This is a genomic window from Curtobacterium sp. VKM Ac-2889, assembly GCF_015350855.1.
In the GTDB taxonomy this organism is placed as follows: domain Bacteria; phylum Actinomycetota; class Actinomycetes; order Actinomycetales; family Microbacteriaceae; genus Curtobacterium; species Curtobacterium poinsettiae.
Genome location: NZ_JADKSC010000003.1, coordinates 503,006 through 527,594 on the forward strand (window position 1 = coordinate 503,006; position 24,589 = coordinate 527,594).

Below are 24,589 nucleotides of genomic sequence, written 5' to 3' on the forward strand. Positions count from 1 at the left end.
TCCCCAGGCTATCGGTTCGTGCGCTCCGTCACGGCGGCCCCGTGCGCGGGGAGCTGCTCCTCGGTGGACAGGGCGACGATGTGCGGCGCGACCTCGGCCAGGGCCTCGGGCGTGTACCGGACGATCTGCTGGGGTCGCAGGAACGTCGACGCGGACAGTCCGGACCCGAAGCGGGCCTGGCCGCCGGTCGGCAGCACGTGGTTCGACCCGGCCAGGTAGTCCCCCAGGCTCACCGGCGTGCTCGGTCCGACGAACACCGCACCGGCGGCGTCGACGTCGGCCAGCACGGCGTCGTCGTCGACCGTCTGGATCTCGAGGTGCTCCGGCCCGTACGCGTTGCTCACGGTCGCGGCGTCGGTCAGCGAGTCCACCAGGACGATCGCGGACTGCGGCCCGTCCAGGGCGGTCTGGAGGCGCGCAGCCGTCCCGAGCACCGCCGTGCGTTCCGGGATGGCGGCTTCCACCGCGTCGGCGAACGCCGCGGACGTCGTCACCAGCACGCTGCCGGCCTGCTCGTCGTGCTCGGCCTGGCTGATCAGGTCGGCAGCCACGAACCCCGCGTCGGCGGTGTCGTCCGCGATCACGAGGATCTCGGTCGCGCCGGCCTCGGAGTCGATGCCCACCACGCCGCGCACCAGGCGCTTGGCGGCGGCGACGTAGTTGTTGCCCGGCCCGGTGACCAGGTCGACGGGCTCGAGGTCGATCTCGGCGACGCCGTACGCCAGCGCGCCGACGGCTCCGGCACCACCCATCGCGTAGACCTCGTCGATGCCGAGCAGCCCCGCCGCGGCGAGGATCGTCGGGTGCACCGCGCCGCCGTGGTCGCGCTGCGGCGGCGACACGAGGGCGATCGAGGGCACGCCCGCGACCTGGGCGGCGACCACGTTCATCACGACGCTGGACGGGTAGACGGCCTTGCCGCCGGGCACGTAGAGCCCGACACGGCGCATCGGCTGCCAGCGCTGGTGGACCTCGGCGCCGTCGGCCAGGGTCGTCACGGACGGAGCGGGGATCTGCGCGGCACTCGCGGCACGGACGCGGCGGATCGCCTCGTCGAGGGCCGCCCGGACCTCGGGGGTGAGCCCGGCCACCGCGGCGGTGATCTCGGCGGTGGGCACCCGTACGTTCGCGGGGGCCCCACCGTCGAAGCGCTCGGCCTGGTCGCGCAGGGCCGCGGCCCCACGGTGTCGGACGTCCTCGATCAACTCGCGCGCGGCGTCGACCGCGTGCGACACGTCACCCGCGGCACGGGGCATGAGTCGGAGGAGTTCGGCACGGGCGGGGAGGCCGCCGCGGAGGTCGATTCGCTGCATCATGAGGCCTCCAGCGTACCGGCGGCGTGCTGCACGACCGCGTCGACCACGGGCCGGTGGTGGGCGACCTGGTCGGTGTCCCACGCGTCGAGCAGGTGCAGCGTGGCGATCCGGAACGCCAGCGCACGGACGAGCAGCTGCGGCCACTCCGGCACGCCGGTCCCGAGCACGCCGAGCCGGCCGACGGCGACCCGGTGCCAGGTCACGGCGTCGACCGCCGCGATCGCGGCACCGAGGCCCGCCGGACGCCAGTACGGCGCCCAGTCGAACACCGTGGGTGGCTCCCCCGGCGTGAAGAGCACGTTGCCGAGCAGGTCACCGTGGACGAGCTGGGACGGGGACGTCACCGGCCGGAACGTCGCCGCCAGGCGGTCCAGCGTCGGATCGTCCGGCAGGGGTGCGTTGCCCCAGACCATCCGGTCCGCCCGGCTCCAGGGGTCCTCACGCTGGTCGAGGACTTCGGGACGCGGCAGGTCCGCGACGGCCCGGTGGAAGGCAGCACCCGCGGCGATGACGTCGTCCACGCGGGTCGGGTCGGTCGAGCCGTCGACCCATCCCCAGGCCTCCCACCCGCCGTCGCCGGTGCCGGTGCCGGAGCCCACGATCCAGTCCCCGGACTCGGCGGCGACCGGACGCGGGGTCCGGAACCCGGCCGTGTGGACGAGCCGGGCCAGCGTGGCGGACCGCCACCGGGCCTCCAGGGGGTCGCCGGACGGCCGGAGCACGACGTCCCCGGCGCGCCACGTCAGCCCGCGGCCGCCGCCGAGCCGCTCGAGCGGGCGGTCGTGCACGCCGAACGCCCGCAGCACGTCCGGGCCCGGCGGCAGCGGCGGACCAGCCATGGCGACGCTCCTAGACCAGGCAGCGGGGTCCGAGCAGGCTCTTCAGCTCGCCGAACAGGTCCGGGGTGAGGTTCACCGGGAACGGCAGCTCGAAGGTGCGCGCCACGTCGTCCTTCAGCAGCTTCAGCCGGACCTCGGTGTCGCCCTGGTGACGGCCGAGCACGGCGGCGAGTTCCGTCACCGTGGTCGTCGTGGCCTGCCGTTCGGGCAGTGACAGGGTGAGCGGGCCGGAACCCATCGCGTCGCCGACGTTCGGCTGGAACATGCTCACCGCGTGCAGGGCCTTGCCGTCGTCGCGGACGTTGACGCGGCCGCGCAGGACGACGATCGAGTCGGCCACCAGGGACGGGCCGAACTCCTGGTACGTCTTGCCCAGGAACATCACCCCGATCTGCCCGCCGAAGTCCTCGATGTCGACGATGCCGTACGGGTTGCCGCTCGTCTTCGCCACCCGGTGCTGCACGCTCGTCAGCAGGCCGGCGACGGTGACCGTCTCACCCTCGATCGAGTCGTCGGCGGTCAGCAGGTCGGCGATGGTGATCGACTGGTGCTTCGCGAGTTCGATCTCGAGCCCGGCGAGCGGGTGGTCGGACACGTAGAGCCCGAGCATGTCCCGCTCGAACGCCAGCTTGTCGCGCTTGGACCACTCCGGCCGGTCCGGCACCTGGGACACCGCGGCGCTCGGGGTGTCCTCGGCGGCCTCGGCGAAGAGCGAGTCGAAGTCGAACCCGACGTTGCCGTGGGCCTCGTCACGCTTGACCTTCACCGCGCCCTCGACGGCGCCCTCGTGGATCTCCACCAGGGCACGGCGGGTGTCCCCGAACTCGTCGAACGCACCGGCCTTGATGAGCGACTCGACCGTGCGCTTGTTCGCCGACGAGATCGGGATCTTGCGCAGGAAGTCGTGGAAGGACTCGAACGCACCCTTCTCGGTCCGGGCCTTGACGATGTCGTCGACCACGTTGAACCCGACGTTGCGGATGGCACCCATGCCGAAGCGGATGTCGTCACCGACTGCGGCGAAGAAGCCGATCGACTCGTTGACGTCCGGCGGCATGACCTTGATGCCCATGCGCCGGCACTCGTTCAGGTACAGGGCGAGCTTGTCACGGGCGTCACCGACCGAGGTCAGCAGGGCCGCCATGTACTCAGCCGGGTAGTGCGCCTTGAGGTACGCGGTCCAGAAGGACACCACACCGTAGGCCGCCGAGTGTGCCTTGTTGAACGCGTAGTCGGAGAAGGGCAGCAGGATGTCCCACAGCGTCTTGATCGCCGCGTCGGAGTAGCCGTTGTCCTTCATGCCCTGCTGGAAGCCCGCGTACTGCTTGTCGAGCTCGGACTTCTTCTTCTTGCCCATCGCGCGGCGGAGGATGTCCGCCTGGCCGAGAGAGAACCCGGCGACCTTCTGCGCGATGGCCATGACCTGCTCCTGGTAGATGATCAGGCCGTAGGTCGTGCCGATGATGTCCTTCAGGGGCTCTTCGAGCTCCGGGTGGATCGGGGTGATCGGCTGCTCGCCGTTCTTGCGGAGCGCGTAGTTCGTGTGCGAGTTCGCACCCATGGGCCCCGGACGGTACAGGGCGATGAGCGCGGAGATGTCCTCGAAGTTGTCGGGCTTCATCAGCCGCAGCAGGCCGCGCATGGGCCCGCCGTCGAGCTGGAACACGCCGAGGGTGTCACCGCGCTGCAGGAGCGCGTACGCCTCGGGGTCCTCGAGCCCCATGTTCTCGAGGTCGAGCTCGGTCCCCCGGTTCGTCTTGATGTTGTCGAGGGCGTCGCTGATGATCGTGAGGTTGCGGAGCCCCAGGAAGTCCATCTTGATCAGGCCGAGCGACTCCGCCGCCGGGTAGTCGAACTGCGTGACGATCTGGCCGTCCTGCTCCCGCTTCATGATCGGGATGATGTCGATCAGCGGGTCGCTCGACATGATGACGCCGGCCGCGTGCACGCCCCACTGGCGCTTCAGCCCCTCGAGCCCGAGCGCCGTGTCGAAGACGGTCTTCGCCTCGGGGTCGGTCTCGACCACGGTGCGGACGTCGACGGCTTCCTTGTAGCGCGGGTGGTCCTTGTCGAAGATCCCGGTGAGCGGGATGTCCTTGCCCATCACGGGCGGTGGCATCGCCTTGGTGAGCTTCTCGCCCATGCCGAACGGGAACCCGAGGACGCGCGAGGAGTCCTTGAGCGCCTGCTTCGCCTTGATCGTGCCGTACGTGACGATCTGCGCCACGCGCTCCGACCCGTACTTCTCGGTGACGTACTTGATCGCCTCACCGCGGCGCCGGTCGTCGAAGTCGACGTCGAAGTCGGGCATCGAGACGCGGTCCGGGTTGAGGAACCGCTCGAAGATCAGACCGTGCCGGATCGGATCGAGGTCGGTGATGCGCATCGCGTACGCCACCATCGAGCCGGCACCGGAGCCACGCCCCGGACCGACGCGGATGCCGTTGTTCTTGGACCAGTTGATGAAGTCCGCGACCACCAGGAAGTAGCCAGGGAACCCCATCTGGTTGATGATGCCGACCTCGTAGTCGGCGCGGTCCTGGACCTCTTTCGAGATGCCGCCCGGGTACCGGTACTCCAGCCCCTTCGCGACCTCTTTCTCGAACCAGGAGTGCTCGGTCTCGCCCTCGGGCACCGGGAACTTCGGCATGTAGTTCGCCGAGGTGTCGAACTCGACGTTGCAGCGTTCGGCGATGAGCAGCGTGTTGTCACAGGCCTCGAGGTTGTCGCGGAAGACGTGTCGCATCTGCGCCGGGGTCTTCAGGTAGAACTCGTCGGCATCGAACTTGAAGCGGTTCGGGTCGTTCAGGGTCGAACCGGACTGCACGCAGAGCAGTGCCGCGTGCGACTTGGCGTCGTGGGCGTGCGTGTAGTGCAGGTCGTTCGTGCCGACCAGCGGGATGTCGAGGTCCTTCGCCAGGCGGATCAGGTCGCTCATGATCCGGCGCTCGATCTCGAGCCCGTGGTCCATGACCTCGGCGAAGTAGTTCTCCTTGCCGAAGATGTCGCGGTAGTCGGCGGCGGCCTGCACCGCTTCGTCGTACTGGCCGAGGCGCAGGCGCGTCTGGATCTCCCCCGAGGGGCAGCCCGTCGTGGCGATGATGCCCTGGTGGTACTCCTGCAGGAGTTCGATGTCCATGCGGGGCTTGAAGTAGTAGCCCTCGAGCGACGCCTTGGACGACAACCGGAACAGGTTGTGCATGCCGGTGGTGTTCTCGGCGAACATCGTCATGTGCGTGTACGAGCCCGCACCGGACACGTCGTCGCCGCCGCCGTCACCCCAGCGGACACGGGTCTTGTCGGAGCGGTGCGTGCGGGGCGTGATGTACGCCTCGGTCCCGATGATGGGCTTGACGCCACCGGCCTTGGCGGCCTTCCAGAACTCGAAGGCGCCGAACATGTTGCCGTGGTCGGTCACCGCCACGGCGGGCATCCCCTGCGCGGCGGTCTCCGCCACGAGGTCGGAGAGCCTGGCGGCACCGTCGAGCATCGAGTACTCGCTGTGCACGTGCAGGTGGACGAAGGAGTCGGAATCCGACACGGAACCTCCGGTTCGTACGGTGTGCTGCGGGGTGGGAACAGCCTAACTGCGGCCGCCCACATTCCCGCGCGCGTCGTGGCGGACGGGAGGCTCGGGGCGGGGCCGCACCGCGCCTCCAGACCGGCATCCGGTCGCGACACGCACGGCGGGGGCCGCCGAGGGCGCAGGACACGCCGCACGCGCGCCGCCGCGGGTGCAGAACGCGTCGCCTGGCGGCGCCGCAGCCGACAGTTCGCGACCCCTCGGCGAAAGAGACCGGGCGGGGCGTACGGGAGGCTCGGGGCGGGCCCGCACCGCGCCTCCAGACCGGCATCGGGTCGCGACACGCACGGCGCGCGCCGCCGCAGGCGCAAGACACGCCGCACGCGAGCCGCCGCGGGTGCAGCAGGCGTCGCCTGGCGACTCCGCAGCCCACACTTCGTGACCCCGCGGCGAAAGCGGCCGGGCGGGGCGGACGGGAGGCTCGGGGCGGCCCCGCACCGCGCCTCCAGACCGGCATCGGGTCGCGACACGCGCGGCGCGCGCCGCCGAGCGGGCAGGACACGCCGCAGGCAGCCCGCCACGGGTGCAGCAGGCGTCGCCTGGCGACTCCGCAGCCGACACGTCGTGACCCCTCGGCACGAGCGGCCGGGTGTGTCAGAGCGACGCGCTCCGGATCTGCTCCAGCGCTGCCTGCAGATCGTCCGGGTACTGCGCCTCGAACGACACCCACTCGCCCGTGCGGGGGTGGTCGAAGCCCAACCGGACGGCGTCGAGCCACTGGCGGGTCAGCCCGAGCTCGGCCGCCAGCACCGGGTCGGCACCGTACATCGTGTCGCCGACGAGCGGGTGGCGGGTCGCGGCCATGTGCACCCGGATCTGGTGCGTGCGCCCGGTCTCCAGGTGCACCTCGAGCAAGGTCGCGGAGCGGAACGCCTCGAGCGTCTCGTAGTGGGTAACGCTCGGCTTGCCCTCCGACGTGACCGCGAACTTCCAGTCGCTCGACGGGTGCCGACCGATGGGGGCGTCGATCGTGCCGGAGGTCGGGTCGGGGTGGCCCTGCGCGAGCGCGTGGTAGACCTTCTCGACCGTGCGCTCCTTGAACGCCCGCTTGAGGTGTGTGTACGCCAGCTCGGTCTTCGCGACGACCATCAGGCCCGAGGTCCCGACGTCCAGCCGGTGCACGATCCCGGCGCGTTCGGCGGCCCCGGAGGTCGCGATGGTGAACCCGGCGGCGGCGAGGCCCCCGGGCACGGTCGGCCCGTCCCACCCCGGCGAGGGGTGCGCGGCGACCCCGACGGGCTTGTCCACGACGACGATGTCCTCGTCGTCGTGCACGATCGTCATGCCAGGCACGGCTGCCGGCACGATGCGCGGCGGCTCCTTCGGGGTCCACTCGACCTCGAGCCAGGAGTCGGCGTGCAGGCGGTCCGACTTGTCGACGGGGACGCCGTCGACGCGGACGCCGCCCGCGGCGACGACGTCGGCCGCGAACGAACGGCTGAAGCCGAGGAGCTTCGCGATGGCTGCGTCGACGCGCTCACCGGCGAGCCCGTCGGGCACGGGAAGAGAACGCGATTCGGTCACGTGGCGTCGTGGCCCAGCGTGTCGCGACGGTCGCCGTCGTTCGGCCTGGAGGCGCGGGTCGGCTCGTCGAGAGCAGCGTCGGTCGACGAGAACGCGGCCCCACCGTCGAGCGGCTGCGCCGGGTCGGCCGGCTCCGCCGCGTCGAGCTGCGCCTGGCGCTTGGCCGAGAGCGTGCGGGTGCCGTCGAGGTTCACCCCGAGGATCACCAGCAGCACGAAGACCACCATGCTGATGCAGATGAAGGAGTCGGCGACGTTGTAGATCGCGGGCATCATCCAGGGGGTCGAGATGAAGTCGACCACGTGCCCCCGACCGAAGCCGGGTTCACGGAAGAGCCGGTCGAGCAGGTTGCCCAGCGCGCCGCCGAGCAGCATGCCGAGCACGATCGCCCACCACATCGACCGGATGCGACGCGAGTACACGATGATCGCGACGACGACCGCGGCCGAGATGACCGAGAACACCCAGGTCATGTTCACCGCGAACGAGAACGCGGCCCCCGGGTTCCGGACGTACAGGAACTGCAACGCCCCGCCCAGGACCGGCACGGGGGTGCCGTACGGCAGGTTCGCGACGACCAGCGTCTTGGCGACCTGGTCGAACGCCACCACCACGACAGCGGCGAAGGCCAGTGCCGCGATAGCGCGGACACTGACCTTCGCTCGTGATGCTGGTCGCGACAACGTCAGTTGCCGAAGCCCTGCGCCGAAGCCGGCGCCGGGGTGAGACCGGACTGCTCGCCCGAGGAGTCGAGCTCGGAGAGCTGCCCCTGGATGTAGCTCTTGAGCTGCGCACGGTAGTCGCGCTCGAACGTCCGGAGCTCGTCGATCTTGCCCTCGAGCTGGCGCTGCTCCTGCTCGAGCACCGCGACACGCTGACGGTTCGTGTTCTCGGTGTCGGCGATGATCTGGCGCTGCTTCGCCTCGGCCTCGGAGACCAGGCGAGCCGCCTGGGCGGTGCCCTCGGCGATGAGCGCGTCGCGCTTCTCGATGCCCTCGCGCACGTGCTCCTCGTGGAGGCGACGCGCCAGGGTCAGGAGGTTCGTGGTGCCCTCGGTGTCCTCGTCGGCGGGGACCGTCGTGACCGGAGCGGCCGCGGCGACCGGAGCGGGCTCCGGTGCTGCCTCGACCGGTGCCGGCGTGGGCTCCGGTTCCGCTGCGGGAGCGGGCTGCTCGGCCTGCGCCGACTGCGGGGCCGACTCGGCCGCCTGCAGGCGCTGGCGGAGCTCGTCGTTCTCCGCGGTCAGGCGACGGAGCTCGACCACGACCTCGTCGAGGAAGTCATCGACCTCGTCCTGGTCGTAGCCCTCGCGGAACTTCGTCGGCTGGAACCGCTTGTTGACTACGTCTTCCGGCGTCAAAGCCATTGCCGTCACCTCAATAGAACTGCTGAACGTGTGGAACCGCATGCGGTGCGACCGAACTTACCAGTCGTACCGTGCGGTGCGGATGCGCCACCGGAGCGGGCATCGATCCCGACCACCGTACACCGACGATGGGGCGGATCCGTGCCGCGCGCCTGGCGTGGCGCGTGTCGCGGACGGGATTCCGCTCAGATACCGCGTGCCAGAGCGGCGACCACGAACCGGGCGATGATGACGACGAGCATCACGATCGTCCAGCCGAAGTCGAGCGCGACCGGCCCCAGGCGGAGCGGCGGGAGGACCCGTCGCACCGCTCGGATGGGCGGATCCGTGATCGTGTAGACGAACTCGGACACCACGAGCATGCCCCCGCGCGGACGCCAGGAGCGGTTGAAGCTCTGCACGAGGTCGAGCGCGAAGCGCCCCCACATCACGAAGAAGTACAGGAGCAACGCGAGGGAGATGATCCCTAGGATCACGGACACGATGGGGCTCGCTCGTCTCGGGCGAGCGTCGTCAGACGACGCTCAGGGGCGGGTGTGCCGGGTACGGCTCAGGACTGGGCGAAGAAGTTCGCCTCGATGTCGGACTCTACCTCAGCAGGCTCACCGCTCACTGCGACGTGCGCCGGCGACAGGAGGAAGACCTTGTTGGTGACGCGCTCGATCTTGCCGAACAGCCCGAGCGACAGACCGGAGGCGAAGTCGATCATGCGTCGAGCGTCACCCTCGGTCATCTGCGAGAGGTTGATGATGACGGGGATGCCGTCGCGGAAGCTCTCGGCGATGGACTGGGCGTCCTTGTACTCGCGCGGGTGGACGGTGAGGATCTCGTTCATTTCCTGGACCGGGGTCGCCTTCTGTGCGGTCGTGTGCGAGCGGCGGAGCGGAGTGACCTGGGCGCCGCGCTGGTGGGTGTGCGTCTTGGTGGGAGCCGGCGCCGCTGCGGGAACGGCCACCGGGGCTGCTGCCGCGGCGGGGGTCTCCTGCGGTTCGGCGGCCGCCGGAGCAGCCGCTGCGGCCTGGCGAGCAGGGGCTGCCTGCTGGCGCGCGGGCTCGGCCTGCTGCTCGTCCTCGTAGTCGAGTTCCTCGTCGGCGAGGCCGAGGTAGACCATCGTCTTCTTCAGCGGGTTGGCCATGGTTCCTCCGGGGTTCGTGCTCGTGGTGCCCTGCAACGAGGCTAGGGTGCGAGCGGCCGGTTTCCCGTGATTGCGGTGCCGATCCGCAGGTGTGTCGCGCCCTCGAGGATCGCCTCGGCGTAGTCCCCGCTCATGCCGGCCGAGATGTCGGTGGCACCGGGCTCGAGCGCCACGACCCGCTCGGAGATCGAACGGAGCCGGGCGAAGGCTGCACGGGGTTCCTCGTCGAGGGGTGCGACGGCCATCACACCCCGCAACCGGATCGTCCCGGTGGCCAGCACGCGCTCCACCATCGCCTCGACGTCGTCCGGCTGCACCCCACCACGGCCGGGGTCGTCGGTCAGGTTCACCTGCACGAACCCGTCGATGACCGGCGGTTCCGGCTCGGCCTCGGTCGGGGCGAACGCGTCGACGACGGAGCCACGGTCGAGCGACTGCACGACGTGGGCGTACCGACGGGCCTGCCGGGCCTTCTTCGACTGCAGCTGCCCGACGAAGTGCCAGGTCAGGTCGAGGTCGGCGAGTTCCGCAGCCTTGGCCTGTGCCTCCTGGTGGCGGTTCTCCCCCACGTCCGTCACGCCGAGTGCGGCCAGCTCGCGCACGAGGGACGCCGGGTGGTACTTCGTGACGACGACGAGCGTGAGTTCGTCGGGCGAGCGCCCTGCGGCTCGCGCCGCGTCGGCGATGCCCCTCCGGACGGACGCAACGCGCGCCTCCAGTCCGTCGTCGTGAGACGAGGCCTGGAGGCGCGTGTCGGCTACCACGGGTGGGTTACTTCAGGAAGTCGGGGACGTCGAGCTCGTCGTCGTCGTCGAACGCCGGGTCGGCGGCGCGCTGCACCGGCGGCTGGTGTTCCTGCGAGGCCCAGGACGGGCTCGACGTGGTGGAGTCCTCGATCGCGCCGGTCGAAGCGGCGACGGGTGCCGAGACACTCGACTCCGGGTCGACGTAGCTGGAGCGACGCTCCTTCTGCTGCTGCGCCGGCTCGCCACCGTCGAAGCCCGCGGCGATGACGGTGACGCGGACCTCGTCGCCCAGAGTGTCGTCGATGACCGCACCGAAGATGATGTTCGCCTCGGGGTGCACGGCTTCCTGGACCAGACGAGCGGCGTCGTTGATCTCGAAGATGCCGAGGTTCGAGCCGCCCTGGATCGAGAGCAGCACGCCGTGCGCACCGTCGATCGAGGCCTCGAGCAGCGGCGACGCGACGGCGAGCTCGGCCGCCTTGATCGCACGGTCGGCACCGCGCGACGAACCGATGCCCATGAGCGCGGAACCCGCACCCTGCATGACGCTCTTCACGTCGGCGAAGTCGAGGTTGATCAGGCCGGGGGTGGTGATGAGGTCGGTGATGCCCTGCACGCCGGCCAGGAGCACCTGGTCGGCCGTGGCGAACGCCTCGACCATGGAGATGCCGCGGTCGCTGATCTCGAGCAGGCGGTCGTTCGGCACGACGATGAGCGTGTCGACCTCGTCCTTGAGGCCAGCGACGCCGTTCTCGGCCTGGGACTGCCGGCGCTTGCCCTCGAAGCTGAACGGCTTCGTGACGACACCGATGGTCAGTGCGCCGATGGACTTCGCGATGCGCGCGACGACCGGAGCACCACCGGTGCCGGTGCCGCCGCCCTCGCCCGCGGTGACGAACACCATGTCGGCGCCGGCCAGGGCCTCTTCGATCTCCTCGGCGTGGTCCTCGGCGGCACGACGGCCGACCTCGGGGTCCGCGCCGGCGCCGAGCCCGCGGGTGATCTCGCGGCCGACGTCGAGCTTGACGTCGGCGTCGCTGAGCAGCAGTGCCTGGGCGTCGGTGTTGATCGCGATGAACTCGACCCCACGGAGACCGAGCTCGATCATGCGGTTGACGGCGTTGACGCCGCCGCCGCCGACACCGACGACCTTGATGACGGCGAGGTAGTTGTGGTTCGTGGTCACGTCAGTCAGGCCTCCGGTAGAACCCTCAACCTCTACTTGAAGTTCAGGGGCAATGCTGGTAGATGTGGTGCTGGCTTCGACGCTACGGGTGCGTTCGGCGCACTGTCGCCCCGCCACGCCGCGTGTCGCCGATCAGGTCGGCAATTCAGTCCTTCGCGCGGATCACGCCGTTGTCCGGTGCCGACACGTCGTACTCGACGACGACGCCCGGGTTCCGCGCCTCGTGGTCCTTGACCAACGCGGCGAGCAGCGCGGCCTTCGCGTCCGAGTCGTCCGGGCTCCCCCACACGACGGTCGAGCCGTCCTTGAGGGTCAGGGTGACGTCGTCGGCGGTGGACCCGGCGACGCGGGTGACCTGGGACCGGACCGTCGACGGCAACGCCAGCACGACCTCGGTCATCGTGCGGAAGCTCGAGGAGCCCAGGCGTGCACGGGCGATGTCGGCGAGCGGCATCGTGGCCGGACGCTTCGGCGACGACTGCACGACGATGCCGGCGGGGTCGACGAGGTCGAACGTGCTGCCGGACCGCACGGCGACCACCGGCGTGCGCTCGGTGACCGTGACGACGAGCGTGTGCGGCGGCGCCTCTTCGGTCACGTAGCTCTCGATCAGCGGGAACCCGGCGACGTCGCGCTTGATCGCGGCGAAGTCGAGCCGGGCCAGGGGTGTGCCGATCTGGTCGGACAGCGCCTGGCGCAGGGCCGTCTCGTCGACGCGGTTGGTCCCCTTGACCTCGATCGTGCGGAGCGCCATCAGCGGCGAGAACACCGCGACCAGGATCGAGACCCCGAGCACCAGGACGACGCTCGCCGCCGTGATCCAGGCGGCGCGACGGTGCCGGCTGCGCCGGGTGAACCGGCGGACCTCGGCACGCTCGAGCAGGCGACGGCGACGCTTCGCGATGCGCGCCTCGCGGGCGGTCTCCGCGGCGCGCACCCGCGCCCCGATGGGCGCCTCGGCGTGCTGCTCCGTCCGGGAGGCACCGGTCGCGTCGAGGACGTCGGTCACGGTCGAGTCGTGGTCGCGTCCACTGCCCGCCGCGCCCCCGGACGGTCGTCGCGCCCCGTCTCCTCGGGGCGCGTTGCCCGCGTCGGGGCGCGGGTCGCGGTGGTCCTCGTCCGGTGTGTACTCGCGCAGGCGGTCGGCGACCGCCCCGAAGCCGGCGCCGACGCGGCGGCCGGCCGCGCCCGCGAGGGCGCCGACGCGGTCGCGCGTCGAGTCGGCGGCATCGGTGGTCGGATCTGCGCCCGCGGACGGCCGTCGCGCCCCGACACTCGGGGGCGCACCGACCGCTGGGGGGCGCGTGCCCAAGGCACCGGGTGCCGGAGTGCTGCCCGGGGTGGTGGCGGCGGGGGTCTCGACGGCCGCAGCCGACTCGTCGGACGCGGGACGGGCCTCCCGGGCGTCGGCGACGCGGCCGCGGAACGGCAGCCGCGGCTTCGAGGGACCACGACGCTGCCGGGGCGCTTCCGCAGCCTCGGCCGGGGCGTCCTGGCGGGCGTCCCCCTCGTCGAACCCCTCGGGGCGCTTCACCGGGACGACGCTCCGTCGGTGCCCAGGGCGTCGAGCACCTGCGGGATGATCCGGTACACGTCGCCGCAGCTGAGGGTCATGATGATGTCGCCGTCCCGGGCGACCGCGGCCGCACGGGCCGCAGCGTCGTCCCAGTCGGGCAGGAACTCGACGCGCGACTGGTCGGCGAAGCGCTCCTGCACCAGGGCACCGGTCACGCCGGGCTCCGGGTCCTCGCGGGCGCCGTAGACGTCGAGCACGACCGTGTGGTCGGCGAGTTCCTCGTACACCTTGGCGAAGTCGCCGGCCATCAGACGGGTGCGGGAGTACAGGTGCGGCTGGTGGATCGCGATGATGCGGCCGTCCCCGACCACGTTGCGGGCGGCCTTGAGCGCGGCGGCCACCTCGGTCGGGTGGTGCGCGTAGTCGTCGTAGACCGAGACCCCGCGCTCGACCCCGTGCAGCTCGAAGCGGCGCTGGGTGCCGCCGAACGCCTCGAGCCCGCGGATCGCGTCGACCGGGGCGACGCCGAGACCGGTCAGCACCGCGAAGGCACCGACGGCGTTGATCGCGTTGTGCCGGCCGGGCACGCGGAGGGTCAGGTGGTACGCCTGACCACCGGCGCGGAAGTCGACCTCGACGCCGGCGGACTCGGTGATGCCCTCGATGCGGACGTCCGCGTCGGCGGCCTCGCCGAAGGTGACGATCTCGGGGGCGTCCGGGCGCTGGCGGATGCCGGCCGTGACCGTCTTCGCACCGGCGTCGTCGCTCGAGATGACGACGCGCTGGCTCGCCTTCGCGGCGAACTCGACGAAGGCCTCGGTGAAGGCCTCTTCGCTGCCGTAGTGGTCCAGGTGGTCGGCGTCGACGTTCGTGACGAGGGCCACCGCGACGTCGTAGAGCAGGAACGAGCCGTCGGACTCGTCGGCCTCGACGACGAACAGGTCGCTGGACCCCGGGGCCGAGCTGGTGCCGAGGGACTGGATGACGCCGCCGTTGACGAAGCTCGGGTCGAGACCGAGCTCGACCATGGCGGTGACGATCATGCCGGTCGAGGTGGTCTTGCCGTGCGCACCGGCGACCGCGACCAGGCGGTGCTCGGCGATCAGGGCGGCGAGGGCCTGCGACCGGTGCAGGACCGGCAGGCCGCGGCGCTGGGCCTCGAGGAGCTCGGGGTTGTCCGGCCACAGTGCGCTCGTGACGACGATGCTGTCCGCCTCGCCGACGTTCGCGGCGTCGTGCCCGATGTGCACCGTCGCGCCGAGGTCGCGCATCGTGCCGGTGGTCTCCGTCTCGCGGGAGTCACTGCCGGTCACGCGGTGGCCGGCCGCGAGGAACATCCGGGCGATCCCGCTCATGCCCGAGCCGCCGATGCCGACGAAGTGCACCGTGCCGAGGTCGTCCGGGATCGGCTGGGTCAGGTCCGGCTTGATGGTCATCGTTCCTCCGTGGTGCTGGGGGCCGCCTTCGCGGCGTCGAGGACCAGGTCCGTCATCCGGTCGGCGCCGTCGCGGTGGCCCACGCTGCCCGCCCGCACGGTCATGTCCGCGATGCGGGAGCGGTCCTGCAGGATGCTCAGCAACTGGAACGTCACCCAGTCGCGGTCGAATTCCCCGTCGGCCACCAGGACGGCTCCCCCGGCGTCGACGACGTCCTTCGCGTTGTGACGCTGCTCGCCGTTGCCCACCGGGTACGGCACGAGCACGCTCGGCAGTCCGACGGCCGTGAGCTCGCAGACCATGCCGGCGCCGGCGCGCGACACGACGAAGTCGCTCGCCGCGTAGGCCAGGTCCATCCGGTCGCAGTACGGCAGCACGTGGTAGCCGTCGAGGTCGCTCGGGCCGATGTCCGACGCGGCACCCACGACGTGCAGGACCTGCCAGCCGGCACCGACGATCGCGGCGGCCGACTGGTTGATCGTCCGGTTGATGCTCCGGGCGCCCGAGGATCCACCGGTGACGAGCAGGACCGGCCGGTCCGGGTCCAGCCCGAACTCGGCGAGCCCCTCGGCACGGGAGGCACGGCGGTCGAGTGACTCGATCTCGCGACGGAGCGGCATGCCCACGACGCGGCCGTGGCGCAGGCGCGTGTTCGAGAAGGTCAGGCCGACGTGCTCGGTGAGGAACGCGGCGAGGCGGTTCGCCAGCCCGGGCTTCGCGTTCTGCTCGTGCACGACGATCGGGGTGCCGGTGCGGCGGGCGGCGATGTACGCCGGAGCGGCCGCGTAGCCACCCACACCGAGCACCACCTCGATCTCGTGGTCGCGGATGATCTGCTCGGTCCGCTTGACCGCCGCCGCGAAGCGCTGCGGGAAGCGCAGGGCCGCACTGTTCAGCTTCCGCGGGAACGGCAGGCGCGGGATCGTCAGCAGCTCGTAGCCGCGCATCGGGACGAGGCGGGACTCCAGGCCCTCGGCGGTGCCCAGCACGAGGACCTCGGCGCCGGGCTCCCGCTCGGTCAGCCGGTCAGCGACCGCGAGCAGGGGGTTGACGTGGCCGGCGGTGCCGCCGCCGGCGAAGAGGTACTTGCTCACCGCAGTGATCCGTTCGTGGAGGTCCGGCCGAGTGGGGCGTTCGTCAGGCCGGGGTCGTTCTTGCCGGGCAGGTCGCGGGCGAAGGAGAGCACGACGCCGATCGCCACCAGGGTCATGATGAGGGCCGAACCACCGGCCGAGATGAGTGGCAGGGGCACACCGAGCACCGGCAGCAGGCCGAGCACGACCGCGATGTTGATGAGTGCCTGGCCGATGATCCACGCGAGGATGCCGCCGGTGACCGTCTTGACGAAGGGGTCGCGGGACTGCCGGATGATCTTGATCATGCCGACGGCGAGCACGACGAACAGGCTCAGCACCACGACGGCACCGATCAGGCCGAGCTCCTCGCCGATGATCGCGAAGATGTAGTCGTTGTCCGCCTCGGGCAGCCACGACCACTTGGCCTTCGAGTTGCCGAGGCCCACGCCGAACACCCCGCCGGACGCGAGCGCCCACATGCCGTGCACGGGCTGCCAGCAGATGTCCTGGTACTGGCTGGAGTCGGTGCACCCGGAGAGCCATGCGCTGATGCGCGTCGACCGCGAGGCCGACGCCATCGTGACGAAGGGCAGCATCACGGCGAACGCGGCCAGGCCGACGAGCAGGTGCCGGGCGCGGACGCCGCCGATGTACAGGGCGCCGAAGACCAGGATGAGCATGACCATCGCCGTGCCCTGGTCGCCACCCAGGACCACGAGCCCGAGCGACAGCATCGAGGCGATCCCGATCGGGATGAAGACCTCTTTCCAGTCGTCGAGCTTCTCCCGCTTGACGTAGAGGATCGCGCCGATGCCGAGCACCAGGCCGAGCTTGACGACCTCGGACGGCTGCGCGGTGAACGACCCGAGCTTGATCCAGTTCCGGTTGCCCTGGATGTCGAGACCGAGCGGGGTGAACACGAGCAGCTGCAGCACGAGCGCCGCGCCGAGCAGCCGCATCGCCCACTTCCGCCAGATCCGGGTCGGGACCCGGCTCGCGATGAGCATGAGCGGCACGCCGAGCACGGCGTACAGGCCCTGGCGGGAGGCCGCCCCGAAGAAGTCGTGGGTCGCCGCGTACTCCTCGACGCTCGACGAGGACAGCACCATGACGACGCCGAAGACGACGAGGAACAGCGTGACGCCGAGGATCGTGTAGAAGGTGCTGGACTCCGCGACGAAGACGTTCTTGACGGCGACGATCGCGCCGTTCGTCCGTCGTGGGGTCGACGCGGTCCGGCCGTTACGGCTGTTCGGAAGATCCGTCGGTGTCGTCGCCATCGACTTCTCCTCCCAGGTGTTCGTTGACCGCGGCCGCGAAACGCTGCCCCCGGTCGGCGTAGGAGCCGAACTGGTCGAACGACGCCGCCGCCGGGGCGAGGAGGACCGTGTCGCCCGGCCTCGCGACCGATGCGGCATGCCGGACCGCCTCGCGCATGACCTGATCAGTGTCCGTCGTCTCGACCTGGAGCACGGGGACCGCGGACGCGTGTCGCGCGAATGCCTCGAGCACCGGGGCCCGGTCGGTCCCGATGACGACGACGGCGCGGACGTCCGGACCGAAGCGCTCGACCAGGCCGTCGATGTCGACGCCCTTGAACAGGCCCCCGACGATCCACACGACGGTGTCGAAGGACGCCAGGGACGCGGTGGCGGCGTGCGGGTTCGTGGCCTTGGAGTCGTCGACCCAGGCGATGCCCTCGGACTCTGCGACGAGCTCGGTGCGGTGGTGGTCGGCACGGAAGGCCCGGACGGCCGTCTGGATGGCGCTCGGCTGGACGGTGCCGGCACGCGCCAGCGCAGCGGCGGCCAGGACGTTCATGGTCATGTGCGGGCTGGCGAGCCCGGCGGCCTCGAGGTCGGCGACCGTCGAGAGCTCGAGTGCGCTGTTGCGGCGGTCCTCGTTGAAGGCCCGGTCGCACAGGACGTCCTCGACGATGCCGACGTCACCGGGGGCGGGGACACCGGGGGTGAAGCCGACCGCTCGGCAGCCCTCCACCACGTCGGCCTCCTGCACCATCTGCCGGGTGACCTCGTCCGAGGTGTTGTAGACGCACGCCATCACGGTGCGCTCGTAGACCTTGGCCTTCGCCGCGCGGTACGCCTCGGCGGAACCGTGCCACTCCAGGTGGTCGTCGGCGATGTTCAGGCAGGCACTCGCGAGGGGCACCACGGCACCGTCGCCGGAGGTCGCCATGTAGTGCAGCTGGTGACTCGACAGCTCGACGACGAGCACGTCGTACCCGACCGGGTCGCGGACGACGTCGAGCACCGGCACGCCGATGTTCCCGCACGCCACGGCACGCAGGCCGCCGGCCTCGTACATCGCGGTCGTCAGCTGCGTCGTCGTGGTCTTGCCGTTCGTGCCGGTGATCGTGATCCACGGGGCCGCGACCGGGCCGCGGACGACCTTGTCGCGGACACGCCAGGCGAGCTCGATGTCACCCCAGACGGTGCTGTTCACCACCGACCACTGCACGGTGGCGTTGTGCGGGGGCAGCCCCGGCGACACGACCACGACGTCGGGCGCCTGCGCGACGAGCGCGTCCGGCACGGTGTCGAGCGGCGTCTGCAAGAACCGGGCACCGATGACGTCGAGCAGCTCGACGCTGTCGGCCGGGGCGTCGGACGAGTAGACCGTCACCTCGCTGCCGAGCTCGACGAGGGTGTCGGCGACCGAGAACCCGGTGGCACCCAGGCCGAGGACGGCGACGTTCAGCCCCTTCCACCCTTCGGCGTGCCAGCTGTCGAGGGACTCGAGACGGGACGACGAGGACACCGAGTCAACCAACGCTTGCGATCCATTCGAGGTAGAAGAGCCCGACCCCCGCCGCGACGAAGAGTCCGGCGATGATCCAGAAGCGGACGACGACCGTCACCTCGGCCCACCCCTTCAGTTCGAAGTGGTGGTGCAGCGGACTCATCAGGAAGATGCGCTTGCCGTGGGTGATCTTGAAGTACGCACGCTGCAGGATGACCGAACCGGTGACGATGAAGAACAGGCCACCGATGAGGACCAGCAGCAGCTCGGTGCGGCTGAGGATCGCGAGGCCGGCCAGGGCACCGCCGAGGCCGAGCGAACCGGTGTCGCCGAGGAAGATCTGTGCCGGCGAGGTGTTGTACCAGAGGAACCCGATGAGCCCACCGCAGACAGCGGCCGCGACCACGGCGAGGTCGAGCGGGTTCGCGACGGTGTAGCAGGCGTGTGCGGTGTCCGAGTCGAGCCGGGTCCCGCCGCAGATCTGGTTCGACTGCCAGAAACCGATGATCACGTACGAGCCGATCGCCAGGATGCTCGATCCCGTCGCCAGGCCGTCGAGCCCGTCGGCCACGTTCACGCCGTTCGACGTGGACACCGTCAGCAGGACGATCCAGCCGAGGAACAGCACCGTGCCGATGACGGTGCCGAGCGCCATGAAGTCGAGCCACGGCACGTCGCGGACGGCCGAGATCATCGTGGATGCCGGGGGCTTGCCGTTCGACGTGGGTACGACCAGTGCGATCGTGGCGAAGATGACGCCGACGATGACCTGGCCGAGGATCTTCGCCCAGCCACCGAGCCCGAGGCTCCGCTGACGCCGGACCTTGAGGAAGTCGTCGATGAAGCCGACGAACCCGAGCCCGACCATCAGGAACAGCACGAGCAGGCCGGACAGCGTGATCGAGTCGCCTCCGATCAGGTGGCCCACGAAGTACCCGATCACCGCACCGATGATGAGGACGATGCCACCCATCGTGGCGGTGCCGCGCTTGGTGTGGTGGGACTGTGGGCCGTCGTCACGGATGAACTGCCCCCACCCGAGACGGTGGAAGAGCTTGATGAAGAACGGGGTGAGCAGCAACGTGAACACCAGCGACGTGGCGCCGGCGATGAGGAGCGCGATCATTCGGTGACACCTCCGAGGCGGTCGCCGAGGAATCGCAGTTCGGCAGACTTCGAGGACTTGACGAGGACGACGTCGCCGGGGCGGAGCATCTCCTGCATGGCACGGACGGCGTCGTCGACGTCCTCGATGTACACGGACTCGCCGTCCCACGATCCCTCGAGGGTGGCGGCCTGGTGGATGGGCATCGCGCCGCGGCCGACGACCACGAGCTGTCCGATGCCGAGGCGGACGACGAGCCGACCGATGCGGTCGTGCTCCTCGACGGAGAACTCACCGAGCTCGGCCATCTCACCGAGCACGGCGACGGTCCGCTCGCCCGGGCGCACGATCTGCGCCAGGGTCCGCAGCGCCGCCGCGGTGGAGTCGGGCGACGCGTTGTACGCGTCGTTGATCACGGTGACGCCCTCGGGGCCGCCCTGGAGCAGCTCCATGCGCCAGCGCTCGGCGCGCGTCATCGACGCGAGCGCCGCGGCGCCGTCGGCGAGCGGCACGCCCCACAGGTGGGCGACGGTGAGCGCGGCGGACGCGTTCATCGCGTGGTGCTCACCCAGGATCGCGAGGCGCACGTCGACGTGATCCGGGCCTCCAGACAGGGTTGCGTCCGTCGGACGGTCGCCTTCGGGGCGGACGGGAGGAACGGTGAGGGTGAAGCGGGTGCCGCTGCGGTCCGTCTCGATGCCGGTGATGCGGTAGTCGGCCTCGGCCGACGTGCCGAAGCCCACCACGCGCGCGGCCGTCAGGTCGCGCATCGACGCGACGCGGTCGTCGTCGACGTTGAGCAGGGCCGTGGCGGTCTCGGGCAGGTCGGTGACCATCTCGGACTTCGCGCGCTGCGTCGCCTCGATGCCGCCGAACTCGCCGGCGTGCGCGAGGCCCACCTTGAGGACGACGCCGAGGTCGGGCTCGGCGATCGACACGAGCTTGGCGATGTGGCCGACGCCGCTCGCGCCCATCTCGACCACCAGGTACCGGGTGCCGTACGTGACGCGGAGCATCGAGATCGGTGCGCCGACGTGGTTGTTGAACGAGCCCTCGGGTGCGATCGTCGCGCCGTGCTGCTCGAGGATCGTGCGGAGCATGTTCTTCGTGCTCGTCTTGCCGTTCGAGCCGGTGATGCCGACGACCCGCAGGGGTGCCGGGCGACCGTCGGCGTCGACGCGGTCCGCGGTGCTCATGCGGACACGGGTGACGACCTCGTGCGCGAGCGCAGCGAGGGCCTCGTAGCCGTCCGTGACGACGATCTGCGGCGCGGTGGTGTCGACACGCTCCGGCGTGATCACCAGGGCGGCACCGGCGTCGACCGCGGCGGGCACGAAGCGCCGGCCGTCGGTGACCTCGCCGGGCAGGGCGAAGAAGACGCTGCCGGGACGGACCATGCGGGAGTCGGTCTCGACCGAGCCCTCGACGACCAGGTCGCCGGGCTCGGCGACGTCGGTCGCCTGGGCGCCGCCGATCAGCTCGCCGCTGACCGCGGTGGCGATCTCGGCGAGGGTCATGGCGATCATCGGACGTCCTCCGCCGGACCGGAGTTCGGCTCCCAGCCGGCCTCGCGGAGGGCCGCACGGGCCTCGTCGCGGGCGGAGTACGGCGTGCGGACACCCTGGATGTCGCGGTAGTCCTGGTGACCCGGGCCGGCCCAGAGGATCGAGTCCCCTTCACCGAGCAGGCCCACCGCGGTGCGGATCGCGGCCTCGGGCGGGCTGACCTCGTGGATCTCGTGGTCCGGGTAGGCGGCGCGTGCGGCGTCGACCAGGGTCTTCCGGATCGACGCGGCGTCCTCGAAGCGGGGGTGGTGGTCGGTGACGACGAGGATGTCGCTGCCGGCGGCGGCCACGCGGGCCATGTCGCCACGCTTCGTGGTGTCGCGGTCACCGTCGGCGCCGAACAGCATCAGCACCTTGCCGGCGGTGAACTGCCGGACCGCGGCGAGCGTGTTCTCGAAGGCGTCGGCGCTGTGGCCGAAGTCGACGTAGACGCTCGGCCCGTGCTCGCCGGAGACCCGCTCGGTGCGACCGGGCAGGTAGCACTCGATGGCGGAGACGCGCTCGGACGCACCGTCACGCTCACGGTCGCCCGATCCGTCCTCGTCGTGGTAACGGCGGTGGTTGCTCTCGAGCGCGTGCGCGATGGCACCGAGCTCGAAGCCGCCCTCGACCAGCATGACGATCGCCAGTGCGGCGTTCGCGGCCATGTGCCAGCCGATCAGGGGCACACGGGTCGTGAGCTCGCGACCCTCGGGACCCGTCAGGCGGAACTCGGTGTAGGCGGCGTGCGCCTCGACGATGTCGACGTGCCACTCGGCCTCGACGTCGGGGTGCACCGTGATGGTGGTGACCGGGATGCGGGAGTCCTGCACCACGCGGTGGCCCCAGTCGGTGTCCAGCGAGACGACGCCGCGGCGGGCGTGCTCGGGCTGGAACAGCGGGAGCTTCGCCTGGTAGTACTCCTCCATGTCGGCGTAGTCGTCGAGGTGGTCGTGCGACAGGTTCGTGAAGGCCGCGACGTCGAAGACGATGCCGTCGACGCGGTGACGGCTGAGGGCCTGGGCACTGACCTCGACGGCGACGGCGCGGACCTCGCTCTCGCGCATGCGAGCGAGGAGCGCGTGCATCTCGCTGGCCTCGGGCGTGGTCAGGCGGCTCGTCACGCTGAGCGAGCCGATGTGGCGCTCGGCGGTGGAGCTCAGGCCGGTCACCAGGCCGAGCTGCTTGAGGATGCCCTCGAGGATGTAGGACGTGCTCGTCTTGCCGTTCGTGCCGGTGACGGCGAACAGCTGCGGCAGGTCGGTGGCCTCGTCGGGGTGGGTGCGGTAGACCCACGCGGCGACGTCGCTCAGGGCTGCGCGGGGATCGTCGACGACGAGCACCGGCAGGCCGGACGGCTCGACGAGTGCGACGCCGTCCTGGTCGGTCAGGACGGCGACCGCGCCGCGCTCGGCGGCCTCGGTCGCGAACTGGGCGCCGTGCCGGTTCGCGCCGTGCACGCCGACGAACAGGTCACCCGGCTGCACCTCGGTGGCACTCAGCGTGATGCCGGTGGTCTCGAGGGTGTCGACCGAGCCGACGACACGCAGACCGAACGCGTTCGCGAGTTCGGCGACGGCCCTCGGGGTCGGGTGTTCGGGTCGGAGGACCGGGGGGATCCGTGCGGACAAGTGTTCCTTCTTCCTCACCACGTGGACGGGTAGAGCTTCGCCTCGGACGCGGAGGGGGCTACTCGGTACTTCTCGAGCACCTGGGACATGAGTGTGCGGAACGCCGGAGCCGCTCCGCTGGACCACTTGTTGGTCTGCGGCTTCGTGAACGTCACCGTGACAACATACTGGGGGTCTTCGGCGGGTGCCATTCCGGCCACCGACGTGATGCGCTGACCGCCGTAGCCCTGCGACCCCTCGGCCACCTCGGCGGTGCCGGTCTTCGCGGCGATGTTGTAGCCCGAGATCGGCTTCATGCCCACCAGCGTGCCGCCCGTGACGACGCTCTGCAGCATGTCGGTGACCTGCGTGGCGGCGGCTGCGGACACGACGCGCTGCTTCTGCACGTCGGGCGCGTCGATCGTCTTGCCGTCGGCCGTGGTGCAGCCCTTGACGAAGTGCAGCGGGATCCGGACGCCGTCGTTCGCGATCGTCTGGAACACGCTCGCGACCTGCACGGCCGTCGTCGAGATGCCCTGGCCGAACATCGAGTTGATGTTCGTCTGCTGGTCCCAGTTCGGGCTCGTGCCGTAGTCCATCGAGGGCTGGCCCGGGTAGTCGATGGCCGTCTCCGGCTCGAACAGCCCGAACTTCTTCATGTAGTCGAAGCGCTGCTGGGCCGTCAGCCGTGCCCCGAGCTCGGTGATGCCGACGTTCGACGAGTTCTGCAGGATGCCGGTCAGCGTCAGGTTCTCGGTGGGGTGGAACTCCGAGTCGTGGATCGTGCCGCCCCAGGGGAACGTGCGCGAGTACGGCACGACGGCCTGGTCGGTGGGAGTCGACTTGCCCTGGTCGATCAGCGCGGCGGCGATCGCGGCCTTGATCGTGGATCCCGGCTCGTACGACGCCGTCAGGGCCCGGGAGCCGAAGGCACCCTTGTCGGTCGTGGCGTCGACGTCGTTCGGGTCCACGGTCGGGTAGTCGGCGACCGCCAGCAGCTCGCCCGTCTTGACGCTCGTGACGGTGGCCGTCGCGGACTCGGCCTGCAGGGTCTTGGCGGCGGACGCGATGGTCTGCTGCGCCATGTACTGCAGGTCGCTGTCGATCGTCGTCTCGAGCGTGCCGCCGTCCTTGGCCTTCTTCGTGGTCACGGTGCTGCCGGGCAGCTGGACGCCGTCCTCGCCACGCTCGTAGGTCTCCGAGCCGTTGGTGCCGGCCAGGCACTGGTCGTAGGCGTACTCCAGGCCGGCCTGGGCGCCGTCGGTCCCCATGAACCCGGTCAGGTTGCCCGTCGTCGCAGCCGTCGGGTAGACCCGCGACGCCTGCTGCTCCTTGTAGATCCACGGGATGCCGAGGTCGACCACGGCCTCGTAGTGCCGGACGTCGAGGCCCTTGATCAGGTACGCGAAGTCGGACTTCGGGTTCGCGGCGATGTTCTTCCGCATGGTCGCGACGTCGCCGCCGGAAGCCTTCGCCAGGGCGTTGAGTGCGGTGCTGACGCTGACGTCCTTGATGCGGGTGCCGCCGAGCTTGCCCTTGAACTGCTTGACCAGGCGCGGCGAGGTCGTGATGTTGTACCGGGTCACGCTGTCGGCGAGTTCGGTGCCGTTGCGGTCCACGATCGCGCCACGGGTGCCGTAGATCGTCACGGGGATGCTGCGCTTCTGGGCCGACGCCTCGTTCAGCACCGATGCCTGGACGACCTGGATGTCGACGAGCCGGACCACGAACACCCCGACCAGGGCGATCACGGCGAGCATCACGATGCTGTAGCGCAGGCGTCGGTTGCGGATCGTCTTCGTCACGCGGTGCGGTCCTTCCCGGGCGGTGCTGAGGGTGCGGCGGAC

At 70.6% G+C, this 24,589-nt stretch carries 19 protein-coding genes; all 19 read right to left on the reverse strand.

Translation table 11 applies throughout. The features are described from left to right. Positions 1-8: 8 nt before the first annotated feature. The 19 genes from hisD to ITJ50_RS12640 all read right to left on the reverse strand — a co-directional run bounded on the left by hisD (position 9) and on the right by ITJ50_RS12640 (position 24,547). The gene (hisD, locus tag ITJ50_RS12550; RefSeq protein WP_194590609.1) at positions 9-1,316 is read right to left on the reverse strand and encodes a histidinol dehydrogenase; all 1,308 of its coding nucleotides are present in this window, start codon (positions 1,314-1,316) and stop codon (positions 9-11) included. Continuing rightward, positions 1,313-2,155 (reverse strand): hypothetical protein, encoded by an 843-nt coding sequence (locus ITJ50_RS12555; RefSeq protein ID WP_056068265.1) that lies wholly within the window; start codon positions 2,153-2,155, stop codon positions 1,313-1,315. The genes hisD and ITJ50_RS12555 overlap by 4 nt, the downstream gene beginning before the upstream one ends. Before the next feature lie 10 nt (positions 2,156-2,165). Continuing rightward, complete coding sequence (gene dnaE / locus ITJ50_RS12560; protein ID WP_042537439.1) at positions 2,166-5,645, reverse strand: DNA polymerase III subunit alpha; 3,480 nt, start codon at positions 5,643-5,645, stop codon at positions 2,166-2,168. A 687-nt stretch (positions 5,646-6,332) separates the two neighbouring features. Next, positions 6,333-7,262, reverse strand: coding sequence for an RluA family pseudouridine synthase (locus tag ITJ50_RS12565; RefSeq protein ID WP_031259437.1), 930 nt, complete (start codon positions 7,260-7,262; stop codon positions 6,333-6,335). Continuing rightward, the gene (gene lspA, locus ITJ50_RS12570) at positions 7,259-7,945 is read right to left on the reverse strand and encodes a signal peptidase II (protein WP_228500353.1); all 687 of its coding nucleotides are present in this window, start codon (positions 7,943-7,945) and stop codon (positions 7,259-7,261) included. Before lspA ends, ITJ50_RS12565 begins: the two co-directional genes overlap by 4 nt. A gap of 2 nt (positions 7,946-7,947) precedes the next feature. Further along, positions 7,948-8,628, reverse strand: a complete 681-nt coding sequence (locus ITJ50_RS12575) for a DivIVA domain-containing protein (protein ID WP_031259434.1) — start codon at positions 8,626-8,628, stop codon at positions 7,948-7,950. A gap of 185 nt (positions 8,629-8,813) precedes the next feature. Then, complete coding sequence (locus ITJ50_RS12580; RefSeq protein ID WP_017886631.1) at positions 8,814-9,110, reverse strand: YggT family protein; 297 nt, start codon at positions 9,108-9,110, stop codon at positions 8,814-8,816. Positions 9,111-9,178: 68 nt separating this feature from the next. Next, the gene (locus ITJ50_RS12585) at positions 9,179-9,763 is read right to left on the reverse strand and encodes a cell division protein SepF (protein WP_056068260.1); all 585 of its coding nucleotides are present in this window, start codon (positions 9,761-9,763) and stop codon (positions 9,179-9,181) included. Positions 9,764-9,804: 41 nt separating this feature from the next. Then, positions 9,805-10,527 (reverse strand): YggS family pyridoxal phosphate-dependent enzyme, encoded by a 723-nt coding sequence (locus ITJ50_RS12590; RefSeq protein ID WP_194590610.1) that lies wholly within the window; start codon positions 10,525-10,527, stop codon positions 9,805-9,807. 7 nt (positions 10,528-10,534) lie between these two features. Continuing rightward, complete coding sequence (ftsZ, locus tag ITJ50_RS12595) at positions 10,535-11,695, reverse strand: cell division protein FtsZ (RefSeq protein WP_017886628.1); 1,161 nt, start codon at positions 11,693-11,695, stop codon at positions 10,535-10,537. Between the two features lie 145 nt (positions 11,696-11,840). Then, on the reverse strand, positions 11,841-13,229 hold the full coding sequence (locus ITJ50_RS17945) for an FtsQ-type POTRA domain-containing protein (protein WP_194590611.1): 1,389 nt from the start codon (positions 13,227-13,229) through the stop codon (positions 11,841-11,843). Continuing rightward, a complete protein-coding gene (murC, locus tag ITJ50_RS12605) occupies positions 13,226-14,647 on the reverse strand; it encodes a UDP-N-acetylmuramate--L-alanine ligase (RefSeq protein WP_017886626.1) in 1,422 nt (473 codons plus the stop codon). The genes ITJ50_RS17945 and murC overlap by 4 nt, the downstream gene beginning before the upstream one ends. After that, complete coding sequence (murG, locus tag ITJ50_RS12610; RefSeq protein ID WP_194590612.1) at positions 14,644-15,741, reverse strand: undecaprenyldiphospho-muramoylpentapeptide beta-N-acetylglucosaminyltransferase; 1,098 nt, start codon at positions 15,739-15,741, stop codon at positions 14,644-14,646. Before murG ends, murC begins: the two co-directional genes overlap by 4 nt. Beyond that, positions 15,738-17,003 carry a putative lipid II flippase FtsW gene (gene ftsW / locus ITJ50_RS12615; RefSeq protein ID WP_017886624.1) on the reverse strand — a complete coding sequence of 422 codons (1,266 nt, stop codon included), beginning with the start codon at positions 17,001-17,003 and terminating at the stop codon, positions 15,738-15,740. The genes murG and ftsW overlap by 4 nt, the downstream gene beginning before the upstream one ends. Next, positions 16,966-18,513, reverse strand: a complete 1,548-nt coding sequence (gene murD, locus ITJ50_RS12620) for a UDP-N-acetylmuramoyl-L-alanine--D-glutamate ligase (RefSeq protein WP_228500354.1) — start codon at positions 18,511-18,513, stop codon at positions 16,966-16,968. The genes ftsW and murD overlap by 38 nt, the downstream gene beginning before the upstream one ends. Further along, positions 18,506-19,609: a phospho-N-acetylmuramoyl-pentapeptide-transferase gene (mraY, locus tag ITJ50_RS12625; RefSeq protein WP_017886622.1), complete on the reverse strand. Its 1,104-nt coding sequence runs from the start codon at positions 19,607-19,609 to the stop codon at positions 18,506-18,508. The genes murD and mraY overlap by 8 nt, the downstream gene beginning before the upstream one ends. Next, complete coding sequence (locus tag ITJ50_RS12630) at positions 19,606-21,114, reverse strand: UDP-N-acetylmuramoyl-tripeptide--D-alanyl-D-alanine ligase (protein WP_194590613.1); 1,509 nt, start codon at positions 21,112-21,114, stop codon at positions 19,606-19,608. The genes mraY and ITJ50_RS12630 overlap by 4 nt, the downstream gene beginning before the upstream one ends. After that, a complete protein-coding gene (locus ITJ50_RS12635; protein WP_194590614.1) occupies positions 21,111-22,763 on the reverse strand; it encodes a Mur ligase family protein in 1,653 nt (550 codons plus the stop codon). The genes ITJ50_RS12630 and ITJ50_RS12635 overlap by 4 nt, the downstream gene beginning before the upstream one ends. 14 nt (positions 22,764-22,777) lie before the next feature. Beyond that, the gene (locus ITJ50_RS12640; protein ID WP_052481631.1) at positions 22,778-24,547 is read right to left on the reverse strand and encodes a peptidoglycan D,D-transpeptidase FtsI family protein; all 1,770 of its coding nucleotides are present in this window, start codon (positions 24,545-24,547) and stop codon (positions 22,778-22,780) included. Positions 24,548-24,589: the final 42 nt, after the last annotated feature.